This is a genomic window from Lysobacterales bacterium (assembly GCA_016721845.1).
Taxonomy (GTDB): Bacteria; Pseudomonadota; Gammaproteobacteria; order Xanthomonadales; family Ahniellaceae; genus JADKHK01.
Window position 1 is genome coordinate 106887 of the sequence record JADKHK010000013.1, and the last position, 15848, is coordinate 122734.

13 protein-coding genes are annotated in these 15848 nt (G+C 63.8%); 4 read left to right on the forward strand and 9 right to left on the reverse strand.

Features of this window, described 5'->3' with window-relative positions; translation table 11 throughout:
• The first annotated feature begins 54 nt into the window (after positions 1 to 54).
• Genes IPP28_07820 through IPP28_07830 form a run of 3 tightly spaced genes read left to right on the forward strand, consistent with a single transcriptional unit; the run spans position 55 to position 3559 of the window.
• Positions 55 to 888 carry a hypothetical protein gene (locus IPP28_07820; protein ID MBL0040937.1) on the forward strand — a complete coding sequence of 278 codons (834 nt, stop codon included), beginning with the start codon at positions 55 to 57 and terminating at the stop codon, positions 886 to 888.
• A 3-nt stretch (positions 889 to 891) separates the two neighbouring features.
• On the forward strand, positions 892 to 1422 hold the full coding sequence (locus tag IPP28_07825) for a hypothetical protein (GenBank protein ID MBL0040938.1): 531 nt from the start codon (positions 892 to 894) through the stop codon (positions 1420 to 1422).
• 19 nt (positions 1423 to 1441) lie between these two features.
• The gene (locus tag IPP28_07830) at positions 1442 to 3559 is read left to right on the forward strand and encodes a hypothetical protein (GenBank protein ID MBL0040939.1); all 2118 of its coding nucleotides are present in this window, start codon (positions 1442 to 1444) and stop codon (positions 3557 to 3559) included.
• A 107-nt stretch (positions 3560 to 3666) separates the two neighbouring features.
• Here IPP28_07830 and IPP28_07835 read toward each other — a convergent pair whose 3' ends face one another.
• The 4 genes from IPP28_07835 to rlmM are packed head-to-tail and all read right to left on the reverse strand — an operon-like array spanning position 3667 to position 8138.
• The gene (locus IPP28_07835; protein ID MBL0040940.1) at positions 3667 to 4956 is read right to left on the reverse strand and encodes an amidohydrolase; all 1290 of its coding nucleotides are present in this window, start codon (positions 4954 to 4956) and stop codon (positions 3667 to 3669) included.
• A gap of 11 nt (positions 4957 to 4967) precedes the next feature.
• A complete protein-coding gene (locus IPP28_07840) occupies positions 4968 to 5372 on the reverse strand; it encodes a hypothetical protein (GenBank protein ID MBL0040941.1) in 405 nt (134 codons plus the stop codon).
• 48 nt (positions 5373 to 5420) lie between these two features.
• On the reverse strand, positions 5421 to 7055 hold the full coding sequence (locus tag IPP28_07845; GenBank protein MBL0040942.1) for an FMN-binding glutamate synthase family protein: 1635 nt from the start codon (positions 7053 to 7055) through the stop codon (positions 5421 to 5423).
• 60 nt (positions 7056 to 7115) lie between these two features.
• Entirely contained in the window at positions 7116 to 8138 is a 1023-nt protein-coding gene (rlmM, locus tag IPP28_07850; protein ID MBL0040943.1) for a 23S rRNA (cytidine(2498)-2'-O)-methyltransferase RlmM, read from the reverse strand.
• 222 nt (positions 8139 to 8360) lie between these two features.
• Between rlmM and IPP28_07855 the strand changes: the two genes are divergently transcribed.
• Complete coding sequence (locus tag IPP28_07855; protein ID MBL0040944.1) at positions 8361 to 11981, forward strand: M36 family metallopeptidase; 3621 nt, start codon at positions 8361 to 8363, stop codon at positions 11979 to 11981.
• A 71-nt stretch (positions 11982 to 12052) separates the two neighbouring features.
• Here the strand turns inward: IPP28_07855 and IPP28_07860 are convergent, their stop codons facing one another.
• The 5 genes from IPP28_07860 to IPP28_07880 form a co-directional block, all read right to left on the reverse strand.
• Positions 12053 to 12613 (reverse strand): nucleoside deaminase, encoded by a 561-nt coding sequence (locus tag IPP28_07860; protein ID MBL0040945.1) that lies wholly within the window; start codon positions 12611 to 12613, stop codon positions 12053 to 12055.
• Between the two features lie 22 nt (positions 12614 to 12635).
• Entirely contained in the window at positions 12636 to 12947 is a 312-nt protein-coding gene (locus IPP28_07865) for a hypothetical protein (protein ID MBL0040946.1), read from the reverse strand.
• Between the two features lie 50 nt (positions 12948 to 12997).
• Entirely contained in the window at positions 12998 to 13555 is a 558-nt protein-coding gene (locus IPP28_07870) for a TMEM165/GDT1 family protein (GenBank protein MBL0040947.1), read from the reverse strand.
• Positions 13556 to 13805: 250 nt separating this feature from the next.
• Positions 13806 to 15524 (reverse strand): glutamine--tRNA ligase/YqeY domain fusion protein, encoded by a 1719-nt coding sequence (locus IPP28_07875; GenBank protein MBL0040948.1) that lies wholly within the window; start codon positions 15522 to 15524, stop codon positions 13806 to 13808.
• Between the two features lie 53 nt (positions 15525 to 15577).
• Complete coding sequence (locus IPP28_07880) at positions 15578 to 15841, reverse strand: DUF3253 domain-containing protein (protein MBL0040949.1); 264 nt, start codon at positions 15839 to 15841, stop codon at positions 15578 to 15580.
• Positions 15842 to 15848: the final 7 nt, after the last annotated feature.

Sequence of the window (15848 nt, forward strand, 5' to 3'; positions counted from 1 at the left end):
CGCGCTCAGGCAGTCGCCGTGTGTGCGTTTTCATTGGGAATCAGGAGGAAATCCATGATCCGCAAGTCTCAGTTGTTCCTTGCAGTCGCCGCGCTCGTCGGCATGAACGCCGCCATGGCGGCTTGCAATACCACCCAGTGGGGCCAGGGTAGTGTGACCGCCGTTGTCGGAACGCCGACTCCTGGCAATCCGACTGCCGCAGACGCAGACGGTATCGTGCGTCGCTATAACGGCGTTTGCGGCCTGCGCGCAACGGCTCCGGCCAATTATGTCCAAGACGGACTGCCCAGCGCTGAACCCAGCTTTATCGCACGCTTCTACGTCTACACCGGCGTGACGGGTGGTACGGCCAAAGTGTTCAATGCACTGAACACGGCTGCCGCGGGCAGCACGTTCTCGGTGGACTGGAACGGAACTGGCTTTGATTTCAAGACGGGCGCAGGTGCGACGGCGTTCACTATCGCCGCGACGGGCACGGCCCCCTTCAACAACAAGTGGTACGCGGTCGAACTCAAGTACACCGATGCAACCGACACCGTGTCGGCAAAAGTCAAGGGCAACGGTGCGTTGACTGAAAATGTTGGCTCGGCTGCAGGCTTCACGGTCGCAGGTCCCGATACTGTCCAGTTTGGTTTTGTTAGCGGCACGGCAACTGGCGAAATCCACGTTGATGCCTACGAATCCCGTCGCTCGACCGACATTGGTCGACTGTTGCGCGGCGACGCAAGCGGAAACGGACTGCGAGATAGCGGCGACCTGTTGCCGCTGCGAACTGAAAGTATTGGTTCAGCGCTCTCGCCGGGAAATCCGAATTGCAATGAGGATGCCCCGATTGATGGTGGTGACCTTTCCTGTCTGCGTGTATTGCTCGTCAATGGTGGAGAGTGAGTCATGAGCACAACTAAGATTCTTTCGTCTATTGTTTTGCTTGCTGCTAGCACGGTGGCATTGGCTGAACCGTCGCTTTTGGTCACGATGGAAAAGTCACCGAAGGGTCAGAAGTCTCTGCTTTCTTTCGACTTCGTCGCTGACACTGCTCAGCCGGTCACGGCAATTCGATTTGCGATCGCGTTGAAGCGAAGCGAGCAATCGAAGTCGCTGAAACCCGGCGTCGACGCTGTTTCGGCATCAGAGCGCGCGATCTTGGAGAAGCGGATTTCGCTTGGTCGCTGTGCGGAATCGGTGAGCGCTCCTTCGATTGGTATGTGCGGCGTGGGAACCGGCGATCTGATCGTCTTGGTTGATGGCACCGCATCAAGGAAGGGCATTGCAACCGGTAGCGTCGGGACGGTAGCTGTTCCGAACGACTTGCTGGAGCTTGATGCCAACGGGAAGGTTCGATTGGCGTTCGTAGAATTTGTGAAGACAGAGACTGGCGAGATGTCGAAGGGCATTGTTGTCGGCGACGCCAGCGAAAAGTAATTTAATCGGAGGAATTGCAATGACGATTACCAAATCAAAAATCGGCGCCGTCTTGGCGTTGGCAGTCGGGGCGGGATTGGCTCCGACTGCGCACGCTCAGGTAGTGGACGCCCAAGAAGTAAGCGCAGGGCTCAACACAACGAATAATGTGATTCAGTTCACTTTCACGCCTGACACGGTGACGCCGACACCGGTGAATAACTTCACCGCTCGACCGGTCATCGCAACCGCCAACACCGGTATTTCGAATATCCGTTTCCAGTTGCTCGATGCGAACGGCGATATCGGAACAGCCGGAGCGTGGGTCACCTGTGACGGTGCAACCACCATTGGTATTGGTCTGAACGCAAATACGTTGGTGTCTTGTTCGGCGACTGGCAACTACCTCGTCGAGCGGACCAATGGTTCTGCGTCGATGGCCGCACTTGCCCCGTTTGCTCGTGCCCTGTTCGATGCTGCTCCTGGTACGGCTGGTGTGGATCAAGTGACCTTTGGAACAGTTTGCGATGCTGACGACGATCAGCTGGCAACCGGTTGCACGCTTTATATCGCTCCGACCACTGGTACTCGTGTCATCACCGCTCCGGCGCAGGGCACGGGCTCGATCACGCTGTCGGCAGGTCCGGCCGTTGGCCCGACGATTACCTACACCCCGGCAACGGGCGGTACGGTGACGTTCCCGGCGGCGACCTCGATTGGTGGAACGACGACTCAGGCCATCACCCTCGCGGGTGCCGGTGGCCAGAACGGCGGCACCACGGTGTTGAGCGCGTGCTCGTCGACGGTGGGCAACATCACCTTCACCGATGGCGCTGATACCTGCACGGCAGGTGGCGCTTGCGTCGATGCGTCGCTGGACCTCCAGTGCGTCTCGACCAATGCTGCTCAGACCGGCACGGCGACCTGTACCGAAACCCGCCAGAACGAATCCGTTTCGGGCGACGGCATCACGGTAGTGAGTTCGCGCACCTGGAACGTGTCCTGCCCCGCAGCAAACGTTGCTCCGGCGCTGGCCTACGCCCCGGCTCCGGGTCCGATCACGATGCCGACCGTTGGCCAGGGTCAGACCGCCAACAGCTCGATCGCCGTGACCCCGTCCTTGGGTAGCGGTACCGGTTCGTCGACGGTCAGCGGCTGCGCGTTCTCGGGCGCCGTGGGTGCGACCTTCACGGCCCCGGTCGGCACGCTGACGTTCACGGGCTCGGGCACGACGGCCCAGAACCTGAACTTCTCCTGCGTTGCCCCGACCAATGGTCAGCCGGATGGCACGGCCACTCTGACTTGCTCCGAAAACATCGGTGGCTCGATCAACCCGCGCGTCTGGAACGTGACCTGCCCGGATGGCCTGCCGGTCGCCGCGCCGAACGTGAACTACTCGCAGGCGGGTGGCACCACGATCACCTTCCCGGCCGGTGCGTCGGTGGGTTCGTCGGTTCCCGGTTCGGTCTCGATCGATATCGACATCAACGGCGGCGCCCCGGGTGGCGGTGCTGGTCCGGAAACGGCGTCGGTGTCCTGCTCGGCAACGGCGGGCTTCACGGTCACCGGCGGTACGGCGGGTCCGATCGCAGCAGTGGCAGCGAACGGTACCGATACCACCGCAGCCGTCTCGTGCACCTCGGCCGCTTCGGCCCAGGCCGGCACGCTGACCTGCGTGGCGTCGCAAGTCATCGACGGCGGTGCGCCGACGACGACCAACACGACCTATCCGCTGGATTGCGCTGCTGCTGACGTCAACATCACCTCGGCTCCGCCGGCAGGCCCGATCTCGCTCGCTGGTGCACCGCTGACCAACGTGTCGGGTTCGATCGTGCTGAGCAACTCGGGTTCGGACAGCACCTTGGGCTGCTCGGCCACAGGCGCTGTCACGCTCGGTGTGGTGCCGGGTACGGTGCCGTCGGCTGGTTCGGCGACTGTGCCGTATACCTGCCTGACCGGTGCTGCGGGCGTGGCCGGAACCGGCCAGATCGTCTGCCAGACCCAGGATCCGGATGCAGAAGCAACGCTGACCTATGACATTTCCTGCGTGGGTCTCTCGGATGTGCCGGTGCCGGCGATCAACAACTTCGGCAAGCTGCTGATGGTTGTGCTGGTCATCGGTCTCGGTCTGGTCGGTCTTGGCGCCCGTCGCCAGTGATCTGATTGGCTGAAAAGCTGAAGCAAGACCTGAAGGCCGCTCCGCAAGGGGCGGCCTTCTTGTTTGTGGGGACTTCGGAGCCGATTCAGGATGCCGTTGCTGCAGACCTAGGGTTCGGACGCATCCAACGCACGGTCCACCAAGGTGACGAACGCCTCGACACCACGACGCAGTCCGGCTTCATCGATCATGAATTTCGGCGAGTGATTGGTCGGTGCCTTGCTCGTGTAGATCTCGGGGGAAGTGACGCCCAGTCGGAAGAAGAACGCCGGCACCTGTTCAGCGTAGTACGCGAAGTCTTCGGACGACGTCATATAACCCGCGTCCAGAACCTGGTCCGGAAACATCGTGGTCAACGCCGCAATCGAGCGTGAGGACAGCGTCGGATCATTAACCAATACCGGCATCCCCGCCTTGATCGAGACGGCCGCGGAGGCGCCGGCGCTCTCTGCGATCGCGGTTGCCGTGCGTTCCAGTCGATGCGCGAGATCGGCACGCGTCTCGGGCGTGAAGCTGCGAATCGAGCCGATCATTCTGACCTCGTCGGGAATGATGTTCTCGCGCAGTCCGCCATGGATCGCGCCGAAACTGAGGACCGCCGGCGCGGTGGCGAGATCGGTCTGGCGGGCGATGATGGTGTTCGCGCCGAGCACGATCTGGCTGGCCACGTTGATCGGATCGACGCCCATCCAGGGGCGGGCACCGTGCGTCTGCTGGCCGCGAATGACGATGTCGAAGGTGTCATAAGCGGCCATCATCGGGCCGCTGCGCACGCCAATCTGCCCGACATGAAGATTGCTCGCCACGTGCAGACCGAACATGGCACGAGGTGTGAAACCATCGAATGCGCCCTCGGCGATCATCCGCGGCGCACCGCCGGTCTCGCCATCGGGTGGACCTTCCTCGGCCGGCTGAAAGACGAACAACACCGTGCCGTGCAGTTCATCCCGGCGCGCCGCGAGCAGCTTCGCCGTGGCCAACAGGATGGCGACGTGGGCATCGTGGCCGCAGGCGTGCATGACCCCTGTATCGATGCCGCGATACGTCGTCGTCACGGTCGAGGCGAAAGGCAGGCCGGCCGGCTCGGTGACCGGCAGGGCATCCATGTCGGCCCGCAAGGCGACAGCCGGCCCCGGCCGCGCACCGCGCAGCACGCCCAATACGCCCGTGACGGCGATGCCCTCACGTACCTCCAGGCCGAAGCCGCGCAACTCCCGCGCGACCAGCGCGGCAGTCCGTAGTTCGCGATTGCCGAGTTCGGGATGCTGGTGGATATCGCGCCGCCAATGGATCAGCTGCGGCTCGATCGCATCCAGCACCCGATGGTCGAGCAACGGCCGCTCTTGCGCGACGGCAAGGCCGGCGTGAATGGCCAGCGTCAGCGCCAGCAGTTGCATGGCACCGTGCTTCATGCCGTTCGGCCTGCGCCGAGGCGAGCGCCGAGCAAGGCTGACGGAATCGGCAACATCAGGCCGAGCATGCTCATCCACAGCGGATGCGGCAACATCACGACGTTGTAGATGATGCCCGCGAGCATGAACGCCGCGACGAACAGCGCGCAGGTCCGCGGCCACGCGCGGGACACGCGCGCCGCCACTGCGCCGCCGACGAGACTGCCGAGCCCCCATGCGAACAGCACCGTCACCAAGGCGGCCGTCGGCAGCTTCGCGACATGGGCCGCCACCTGCGCAGGATCATGAAAATCCATGCCCGGCGGCGCCGGAAACCAGTGCAGATTGACAGTTTCGATCATGCCCACGACGAAGCCGCAGGCCACGATGCCGATCAGCACCGCAAGGAATTGCCGAATCATCCGTTCACTCCGTCGGAACCGGTGCGGGAGCGTCGCCGATCGCCGCCGCTACTGCAACTTGGAACCCCGCAGCGACAGCACGTGGGGCGGCGCCGCGAACGTGTCGCTGCGTGCCGCATCCCAGAACACCTTGAACACCGGATGTTCGGGCGTCCCGTCGCGCAACTCGCCCGGCTTGGCCCACACATGCAAGGCCGCGAGCGAGCGAACTTCGGTCGACGACACGCGCCGGATCAAATGCTCCGGCCCCAGTTCGCGCGGATGTTCCAGGCCGGCGGCGGCGATCAGTTCGCGCAGCGCCTTCAGGGTGTTGGCGTGGAACTGGTAGACGCGCTCGGCCTTGTCCGGCACCACCAGCGCGCGTTGGCGCAGTGCGTCCTGCGTGGTCACGCCCGTCGGGCAACGGCCGGTGTGGCAACTCTGTGCCTGGATGCAGCCCAGCGCAAACATGAAGCCACGCGCGGAATTGCAGAAGTCGGCGCCGAGCGCCAAGGTGCGCGCGATGTCGAATGCGGTGACGATCTTGCCGCTGGCGCCGAGTTTGATGCGATCGCGCAGACCAAGACCGACCAAGGTGTTGTGCACCAGCATCAGCGCTTCGCGCAACGGCGCGCCGACATGGTCGGTGAATTCCAGCGGCGCGGCGCCGGTCCCGCCTTCGCCGCCATCGACCACGATGAAATCGGGCACGAGGCCGGTCTCCTGCATCGCCTTGGCGATACCGAACCACTCCCACGGGTGTCCGATCGCGAGTTTGAACCCGGTCGGCTTGCCGCCCGACAATTCACGCAATTCAGCGACGAATTCGAGCAGTCCGCGTGGGGTCGAGAACGCCGAATGCCGCGCCGGCGAGACGCAGTCGACGCCGACCGGCACGCCGCGCGCCTCGGCGATTTCCGCGGTCACCTTGGCGCCCGGAAGCACGCCGCCGTGTCCGGGTTTCGCGCCTTGCGACAATTTCACCTCGATCATCTTCACTGCGTCGAACGCTGCGTTCTCGCGAAAGCGCTCGCGCGAGAACGAGCCATCGCCGTTGCGGCAGCCGAAGTAGCCGCTACCGATCTCCCAGACCAGGTCGCCGCCCATTTCCCGGTGATAACGAGAAATCGAGCCTTCGCCGGTGTCGTGATGGAAGCCACCCCGCTTGGCGCCGGCATTCAAGGCGCGGATCGCGTTCGCACTGAGTGCGCCGAAACTCATCGCCGAGATGTTGAATACGCTCGCCGAATACGGGCTGGCGCAGCGCTCGCCGCCGATCGCGATGCGGAAGTCGTGTGTGGGCGGATCGGTCGGCGCGATCGAGTGGTTGATCCACTCGTATTGCGCGGCATAGACATCCAGTTGCGTCCCGAATGGGCGCTTGTCGACCTCGTTCTTGGCGCGCTGATAGACGATCGAGCGCTGCACCCGCGAGAACGGCAGTTCCTCCGTGTCGTCTTCCAGCAGGTACTGGCGAATCTCGGGACGAATGCGCTCGAAGAAGAAGCGGAAGTGCGAAAGCAGGGGATAGTTGCGACGGATGGCCTGACGCGATTGCGTCAGGTCGCGCAGGCCGACCAGCACCAGGGCCGCGAAACCCGCGAAGGCCAGCCACCATGCCGGTGCAAGCATAGTGGCCGCCCACAGGCTGGCGATTGCGGACACGCAGACGATCGCGAAGGCGAAAAAGCGCGAGGGCAGCATGGCGGACTCCGGCAGGACGACTCGTGCAATTTACGGCATCGCGTGCGCGCGGGCGATGCCTCAGGCGCGCGTCGCGAACACGGTGATTTCCTCGCGATCGTGATACAGCTGCTTGGCACGCAGATCGAGCTCGAACGGTACCGCCGCGCGCATCGCCTCGAAGCATCGTTGCACTTCGGGCCAGCGCTTCTTCATCGGCAGCTTGAGGTTGAACATGGTGTGCCGGCACCAGCCTTCGCGCAACCACGTCGCCATGCGTTCGGCGACCTTGATCGGCTGTTCGACCATGTCGCAGACCATCCACTCCACCGGTTTGTTCGGCTGGTACCGAAAGCCGTCGGCGCGCAGATGTTCGACGATCCCGGTGGCCATCAACGACTCCGCCATCGCGCCGTTATCGACCGCGAAGGTGCGGATCGAACGGCGCACGAATTGGTAGGTCCAGCCGCCGGGACAGGCGCCGAGATCGACGGCGGTCATGCCCGGTTGCAGCCAGCGCCCGCGTTCGTCGTCGTCGAGCAGGACCAGAAAGGCTTCTTCGAGCTTGAGTGTGGAGCGGCTCGGTGCATCGGACGGAAAGCGCAGGCGCGGAATGCCGCCTTTCCATGGCGCGGTTTCGGCATGGGTCGCAATCGATACATCGATCTGCGTACCGCTGTGCGCGAACAAGTGCAGGCGGTGCATGCTGCGCGCGTCGAAGCGCTTTTCGCGCTTCAACGCGGTCGCCATCGCGGATTCGAAGCTGCGCGCAAACGCACGCAATTGTTCGCCATCCGGACTGTCCGCGGTTTCGACCCAGACATCGCTGAGCATCACGCCCGACGCCTTCACATCAGTGAGGATCGGTCCGACCCGATCCTTCGGATCCAGAGCTTCGAACGACGCGCGCACGGGCAGCAATTGCCGCACGAAGATCAATTCACGAACGCGAAGCTTTCGTTGCGGCGGCTGGTGCACATGCAATTCGACGAAGCCGCTGTCGCGTCGGGTCTGCGCATAACCGGCACCGCCACGTGCAGCGAGTTCGTGCTCCAGTTCCTGCGCGCATTCGGGTTCAAAACCGGTGCGGGTGAGGGCGATCAGACGTTGAGTCACCGGCCGGTTCCTCCGGCAACACGCAGTGCGGACCGTTGTGCGATTGCATATTGCGACCGCAACGATGAAGGATCAGAATCTGGCGGCTTGCTGAAGCACAAGTGAATCATTCGATTCACATCCATTCTTGCGATCGAGGTAATAAGCATGGCACCGAGGGTAACGGGGAATTCGAGTAGCGGGCGACGAGTGTCGCCGACGATTCGCGCTTTGGCGATGATGGTAACGGCGACGCTGGCACAGTCGGCGCTGACAAAGGATCTCGCACCGATCGATCGCTGGGCCGATGCTCGGCCTGCAGCACGTGCGCATGCGCCGGTGATCGGCGCTGGCTTGCTGTCCGAATTCCGTGGTCATGTCGACGACCGTCTCGGTGTGCCGACCTTCCTTTGGGCCGGCCCGGATGCTTCGCGTTCGCCGATGAGTCCGACCGTCGGCACGCCTGAAGGCATTGCCCGCGTGCATCTCAAGCGACTTGCCGATGCCTACAAGGTCGGTGCCGACCAGATCGATGCGCTGCAGGTGGTGAATACGTCGCGGCTGAAGAATGGCTCGCAGATCGTGCAGCTTCAGAACGCCGCCGGTGGTATCGAGGTGTTCCGCGAGCGCATTTCGGTGCTGATCAATCCGCGTGGCGATCTCGTTTCAGTGGGCGGCTACATCGCCAGCACGGACTTGATCGATGCGTCGATGCAGGCGCCCGGCGCACGTGCGGCAATGTTTGCAATGAGTGGTGCCGATGCTGCAGCGCTGGCACTGGCCGACTACGGCTTCGATGCCGCGGCCGCCGCGTCAGCCTCGATCAGTCAGGGCGAAGGTGGCTTCCAGAACATCGCGCTGCCTGCTGCAGCCAACGGTGCGTCCTTGGCCGAGCCTGCGCGCGTCAAGCCGGTCTGGTTTCGCTCGGGCGCAGGGCTGATTCCGGCGCATTACGTCGAGGTCCAGGTCGCCGAGACGCCCGAATCGTCTGCCGATTACTACGCTTACGTGATCAGCGCAAAGGACGGGCAGGTCTTGTTCCGTCACAACCAGACGGCCGAACATACCTATCGCGTCTACGCCGAAACGACCGGCGCCCTGCTGCCGTATCCGGGCCCGGAGGGCCGCGCCAATGCGCCGCATCCGACGGCCCAGCCGGACGGCGTGCAACCGCCCTTCGTGCCGTCGGTGTCGACGACCCTGACACAGGGACCGATTTCGAACCCTGCACACATCTGGCTTGCGCCCGGCGCGACGGAGACCACCGGCAACAACGCCGAAGCCTATGCCGACTTCAACAATCCGGATGGGTTCAGTGCCGGCGACCTCCGTGGTGCCACCAACGGCGTGGACACGTTCAACTATGTCTACGACACCTCGCTGGATGTCGGCGTCAACGCCACCCAGCGTCAGGCCGGGATCGTCAACCTGTTCTACATGAACAACTGGCTGCACGACTGGTACTACGACGCCGGCTTCGATGAAGCCTCGGGCAATGGCCAGGTGGTCAATTACTCCGGACTCGGAATCGGTGGCGACAGCATCAAGGCCGAAGCCCAGGATGCGAGTGGCACCAACAATGCCAACATGTCGACGCCTTCGGACGGCGGTCGTCCGCGCATGCAGATGTACACCTGGTCCGGCCAGACACCGCGTCGCGTCGACTATCTGGCGGGCGTCGTGCTGCCGTCGGTGACCTCGGCCGTCGGCGTGCTGGTGACGCCGTCGGTGCCCGGCGCGACGGCGGACATCACGAATGACGTGGTGGTCGTTAACGATGGCAGCGTGACCGGCACCAACGGTACGACCACCGATGCCTGCCAGACGCCATTCGTCAACGATGCCGCCGTCAACGGCAAGATCGCCCTGGTCGATCGTGTCGCAGCGACGCGCGGCTGCAGCATTGGCACCACCCTCGCGAACGCACAGGCCAATGGTGCCATCGCCGTGTTGTTCATCAACACCAGCACGGTTGGCGTGAGCGTCACCGGGTCCTTGCCCGCCTTCACGATTCCGTATTTCTCGGTGTCCCTGGCAGATGGCAATGCGATCAAGGCCGCGATTGCGTCACCGACGACCGTGACCTTGCGCCTGCGTCGCGAACCGCCTGCGGTCTCGCGTGAAGGCGGTATCGACAACGCGGTCATCGCGCACGAGTGGGGCCACTACATCAGCAACCGCCTGGTCCAGAATTCGGCCGGCCTGACCAACAATACCGGTCGTGGCATGGGTGAAGGTTGGGCCGACTTCCATTCGCTGCTGATGCAGGTGAAGGAAGACGACGATCTGGCGCCGAGCAACCCGAACTATGTCGGCACCTACAGTGTCGCCTCGCACTCGCAGTCCGGTCCGAGCACCTCGTATTTCCCGAACACCGGGCCGTACTTCGGCATTCGTCGCTACCCGTATTCGACCAACTTCAACAAGGATCCGTTGACCTACGGTCATACGGTGACCGGCGCCGTCATCGACCCGTCCGTGCCGCGCAGCGCCAATGGTGCGGCCGACAACGCCGCAGTCCACAACATCGGTGAAGTCTGGGCCTCGATGCTGTGGGAGTGCTACACCGGCCTGCTGCGCGACACCGGTCGACTCAGCTTCGCCGAGTCGCAGGACCGCATGAAGCGCTACATCATCGCGGGCTACAAGCTGACGCCACCGGCACCGACCATCCTGGAAGCGCGTGATGCCCTGCTGTCGGCGATCCAGGCCGAAGACGAGCAGGATTTCCAGATCTGCGCATCGGGCTTTGCGCGTCGCGGTGCGGGTTCGGGTGCGGTGGCACCGGATCGGTTCTCCCTCACCAATGCCGGCACCGTTCAGAGCTTCGCGTTCGATTCGGCGGCTGAAGTGGTGTCCGCCACGCTCGACGACAGCACCGCCGCTTGCGATGCCGACGGCGAGCTCGACAATGAGGAAACCGGTGCGCTGAACGTCGTGGTTCGCAACTCCGGCTTCCAGTCGTTGTTGAACACCACGGTGACCGTGACCTCGCCGACCGCTGGCATCAGTTTCCCGAACGGCAACACGTTCGCGGTGCCTGCATCCGCGGCCTTCTCATCGGTGACGGTCGCGATTCCGGTTCGCGCTCAGGGCTTCGCGGCGATCGGCGGCGCGGTCTTCGATGTCGAGGTGAATGATCCTGCCCTCGACAATGCCGCGATCAACCAGTTCGAATTGCGCGTCAATGCCAATGTCGTGCCGAACTCGTCGCTGGTCGACACGTTCGAGTCCGACACCGCGTGGACCAAGCAGTTGGCCAGTCTCTACGGACCGGTTCCCGCAGGCACGATGAGCGATACCTTCTATTGGGGACAGCTGGCTTACTCGGCGACCGACCATACGCTGTACGGTCCGAACCTCGGCGGTCCGTTCGTGACTTGGCTGGTGTCGCCGCCCTTGGCGATGTCGGCTAGCGATCCGTTCGTGATGACCTACGACAGCGCACACAGCTTCGAAGCGCCGAACTGGGATGGTGGCGTCATCGAGTACTCGACCAATGACGGTGCGACCTGGGCGGATATCACGACCTTGACCGGCGCGGCCCTGACGCCGGCGTATTCGGGCGCGCTCACGGCAACGAGTTTCTTCCCGTCGCGTCTCGCCTATCGTGCAACCAATGCGGCGTGGCCGAACTTCAACACCTATCGCATCGACATCCCGGCCGCATCGCCGGTCGCGGGACAGACGATCCGCTTGCGCTTCGGTGTTGCCGCGGATTCTTCCGCCGCGGACTACGGCTGGGAAATCGACAACGTCAACGTGTCTGGCGTGAGCAATACGCCGTTCACCGCGGTCGTGGCGCATGTCGGCGGCTGCAATGCGGGCTTGTTCGGCGACGGCTTCGAATAAGCGTTCGGCAATGAAAAAAACGAAGGGCGCCGCAAGGCGCCCTTCTGCTTTGCGGAACCGCGAGCGATCGTTCAGTAATTCGCGCCACCGCTGGCGCTGTAGAACGCGAGTACATCGCGACACTCGTTGCGCAGGAGGTCGCGCTTCACCGCCACGCCGCGCTTTTCCAGTTCGCCGATCCAGTCGGCGGGCAGCGGACCTTCGTCGAACTCGGTGAGGCTCATCACGTCCTCGGCGCGGGCGCCGATGTGCATCTCGTCGATGCCTGCCCAGAAGCTCGCGCCATAGCATTGGCAGCAGGGCTGCGCCGACGTGACCAGGACGTAGCGGCCGCCGCCCTCGTTCAGGCGGAAGCGCTGCAGGCGCTGTTGCGCGGTCAGGAAAGCCATGATCTCGGCGTGTGCGAGCGAACAGTTCTGCGGCATCACGCGATTCACGCCAACGCTGACGAGCCTCCCTTCGCCGTCGAAAATCGCGGCACCGAACGGGCCGCCGGTGCCGAGTTCGACGTTCTTGCGGGCGAGCCCGGCGACGAAGCGCATGCGCGAATCATCGTCGTCGAAGCGCGTCAGTGGATCGATGTCGGACGACACCCATGCGGGCAGGGTCAGGTGGACTTGGGCGTAGATCATGCTGCGTTCCTTCGGTGTTGCGTTACTGGATCGACGTGGCGTTCCGGGGGGTGCATTGGCCATCGACGCATTGGCAGCCGCTGATGTCTGCGCTGCCGCAGACGCTGCTGCGGCCCTCGCGCAGGCAGGTCGCCCTCACGCCGGCGGGATCGGGCGTATGTGCGACATGCACGCACTGCAGGAATTCGCCGCAACAGTTGCCGACGTTCTTGACGGTGCAGTCCGCGTCCACGGCACAGGTGAGCGGCGATTCCGGTTCGGTCGTCGCGACCGTGTCCACGGTCGCGCAGGCGGCGAACACCATCATTGCGAGGCAGCACATCACGATTCGCATCGTCGGTACTCCGTTGTCGAGTGGGCAAAGGATCGCACGGTCCTCGGTGCTCAGCGCAGCAGCATCCACAGGCCCATTGCCGCGAACAGGAATGCCGCGCTGAAACGCGCCGCGCGCAGCGGCAGGCGATCGGCGAGTCTGCTGCCAAGGAACACCACTGGCACGTTCGCGAGCAGCATACCGATCGTAGTGCCGACGACCACCGCCCACAGCGGCGAGTGTTGTGCGGCCAGCACCACGGTCGCGACCTGGGTCTTGTCGCCCATTTCGGCGATGAAGAATGCGACCAAGGTGGCAATGAACACGCCGCGCCCGGTCGTCGGCAATGCATCCTCGTCATCGAGTTTGTCCGGTACCAGCGTCCACGCCGCAACGGCGAGGAAACTCAGGCCGATGATCCAGCGCAATGCATCTGGCGACAGCCGCTGTGCGATGAGCATGCCGAATGCGCCGGCCAGGGCGTGGTTGAGCAACGTCGCAGCGAGGATGCCGAGGCAGATCGCCCACGGCCGTCGGTAGCGGGCGGCCAGCACCAGGGACAGCAATTGGGTCTTGTCGCCGATTTCGGCGATCGCGACCGCGAGGGTCGAGAGGAGAAGGGCTTCCACGGGAACTCCGGAGGGCAGGGACGATGCGGACACGATGGTCCGTCACGCACGTCCCGGCCCGGGTGATGCGCAACGAACCAGCGGTCTTGCCGCGTCGAAGACGGTCCGCGCCATGGCCGATGCAGGCCAAGCATGTTGACGCGAACGAGGCGGGATCCGGAAGGATCACGCGGCCAGCTACTCCCCGATGGAGTGCGCGCACCTTAGTGAGGATTCGGGCGCGGGGCAACGCCGCACGCCCGGCGTGACCTTACTTGACCGTCCTGGCCCAGGAATCGCGCAGGGTGCAGACACGATTGAAGACCGGTTGGTCGGAGCGATGGTCGACACGATCGGCGACGAAGTAGCCGAGGCGTTCGAACTGGAAGCGTGTTTCCGCCGCGACGTCCGCGAGTGAAGGTTCGAGGCGCGCGGTGACGACGCGTACCGAATTCGGATTCAGGTGATCGCGATAGGTCTTGCCGTCGCGGTCGTCGTCCGGATCGGCCACCGTGAACAGGCGGTCGTAAAGACGCGTCTCCGCAGCGATGGCGTGTCTCGCGCTGACCCAGTGGATCGTGCCTTTCACCTTGCGGTCAGCGCCGGGCATGCCATGGCGCGTGCTCTCGTCGAGCGTGCAATGCACTTCGAGCACATCGCCGTTCGCATCCTTGACCAGGTCCTCGCATTTCACGATGCCGACGCCGCGCAGACGCACCTCACCTCCGGGAACCAGGCGGTGGTAGCCCTTGGGCGGCACCTCCATGAAGTCCTCGCGCTCGATCCAGAGCTCGCGCGAAAACGGCACTGCACGCGTGCCACGCGCCTCGTCCTTGGGATGATTCGCCATGCGCAGCGTTTCTTCATGCGGTCCGGTCAGGTTCGTGATCACGAGCTTGAGCGGATCAATGATGGCCATGCGTCGCTCGGCGCGGGCGTCGAGATCGTTGCGTACTTCGTTCTCGAGCAGCGAGAACTCCAGCACCGATTCCTGCTTGGTGACGCCGGCATTGCGGATGAAGCTGCGGATCGCCTCGGGCGTGAAGCCGCGGCGGCGGATGCCGCGCAGGGTCGGCATGCGTGGGTCGTCCCAGCCGGCGACCAGTCCTTCATTCACCAGCGCGAGCAGCTTGCGCTTGCTCATCACCAGGAAATCGAGATTCAGTCGCGAGAACTCGATCTGGCGCGGCCGGCCGGGTTTCAGCCCGAGGCGGGCAAGTTCGTCGGCGAGCTCCGGCATGTGCCAGACCGGCAGCTGGTCGAGGCACCAGTCGTACAGCGGTCGATGGTCCTCGAATTCGAGTGTGCACAGGGAATGGGTAATGCCTTCGACCGCGTCTGAGACGACGTGCGCGAAGTCGTACATCGGATAGATGCACCAGTCGTTGCCGGTGTTCTGATGCTCGACCTTGCGGATGCGATACAGCGCCGGATCGCGCAGGTTGATGTTGCCTGAACTCATGTCGATCTTCGCGCGCAGCGTGCGCGAGCCATCGGCAAACTCGCCGGCCTTCATGCGCGCGAAAAGATCGAGATTCTCGGCCACCGAACGATCACGAAATGGACTGTTGCGACCCGGTTGCGTCAACGTGCCACGGTATTCGCGCACTTCATCGGCGCTCAGGTCGCAGACGAAGGCACGCCCGTCGCGGATCAGCTTCAGCGCACAACGGTAGATCAGCTCGAAGTAGTCGGACGCATGGCGCAATTCCGCCCACTCGAAGCCGAGCCATTGCACGTCTTCCTGGATCGCGGCGACATATTCCGGGTCTTCCTTGGCCGGATTGGTGTCGTCGAAGCGCAGGTTGCAGCGACCGTCGAATTCGGCAGCCATGCCGAAATTCAGGCAGATCGACTTCGCGTGACCGATGTGCAGGTAGCCGTTCGGCTCGGGCGGGAAACGCGTCGCGATGCGGGTGTGTTTGCCGGAGGCGAGATCGTCGAGGACGATCTGGCGGATGAAATGGTTGGGGACAGGCGTCTCGCTCATGGATCGCGGTTCGGTCAATAGAAGACCGCGAGTTTAGCGGATGCGGACGGGACTCAGTGACCGCGGCTGCGCTTGCGACGCAGGCGCAGGCGCACCGGCCCGCGGGCGTCGTGAATATTCACCGGACGGCCGGACTGGACGATGTCGATCGCGCCCTGGTCCGCCATCTTTGCGGCGACATCGCGCACCGGGCGCATCAGGTCGCGCCATTCGACATTGAGTTCGCCGCCAAGGATGCGTGCGGCTTCGCTGGGACAGATCGTGGCGTCCGGCGTGCGGTGCTCGAGCAGTTCAACGACACACTCGCGGATCAGCACCGCAAGC

Excerpts from the sequence above, each read along its gene's own strand:
- IPP28_07835 (MBL0040940.1), bottom strand. The coding sequence starts at position 4,956 with ATGCAACTGCTGGCGCTGACGCTGGCCATTCACGCCGGCCTTGCCGTC.
- IPP28_07830 (MBL0040939.1), top strand. The coding sequence starts at position 1,442 with ATGACGATTACCAAATCAAAAATCGGCGCCGTCTTGGCGTTGGCAGTC.
- IPP28_07860 (MBL0040945.1), bottom strand. The coding sequence starts at position 12,613 with ATGATCTACGCCCAAGTCCACCTGACCCTGCCCGCATGGGTGTCGTCC.
- IPP28_07825 (MBL0040938.1), top strand. The coding sequence starts at position 892 with ATGAGCACAACTAAGATTCTTTCGTCTATTGTTTTGCTTGCTGCTAGC.
- IPP28_07845 (MBL0040942.1), bottom strand. The coding sequence starts at position 7,055 with ATGCTGCCCTCGCGCTTTTTCGCCTTCGCGATCGTCTGCGTGTCCGCA.
- IPP28_07820 (MBL0040937.1), top strand. The coding sequence starts at position 55 with ATGATCCGCAAGTCTCAGTTGTTCCTTGCAGTCGCCGCGCTCGTCGGC.
- IPP28_07875 (MBL0040948.1), bottom strand. The coding sequence starts at position 15,524 with ATGAGCGAGACGCCTGTCCCCAACCATTTCATCCGCCAGATCGTCCTC.
- IPP28_07865 (MBL0040946.1), bottom strand. The coding sequence starts at position 12,947 with ATGCGAATCGTGATGTGCTGCCTCGCAATGATGGTGTTCGCCGCCTGC.
- IPP28_07840 (MBL0040941.1), bottom strand. The coding sequence starts at position 5,372 with ATGATTCGGCAATTCCTTGCGGTGCTGATCGGCATCGTGGCCTGCGGC.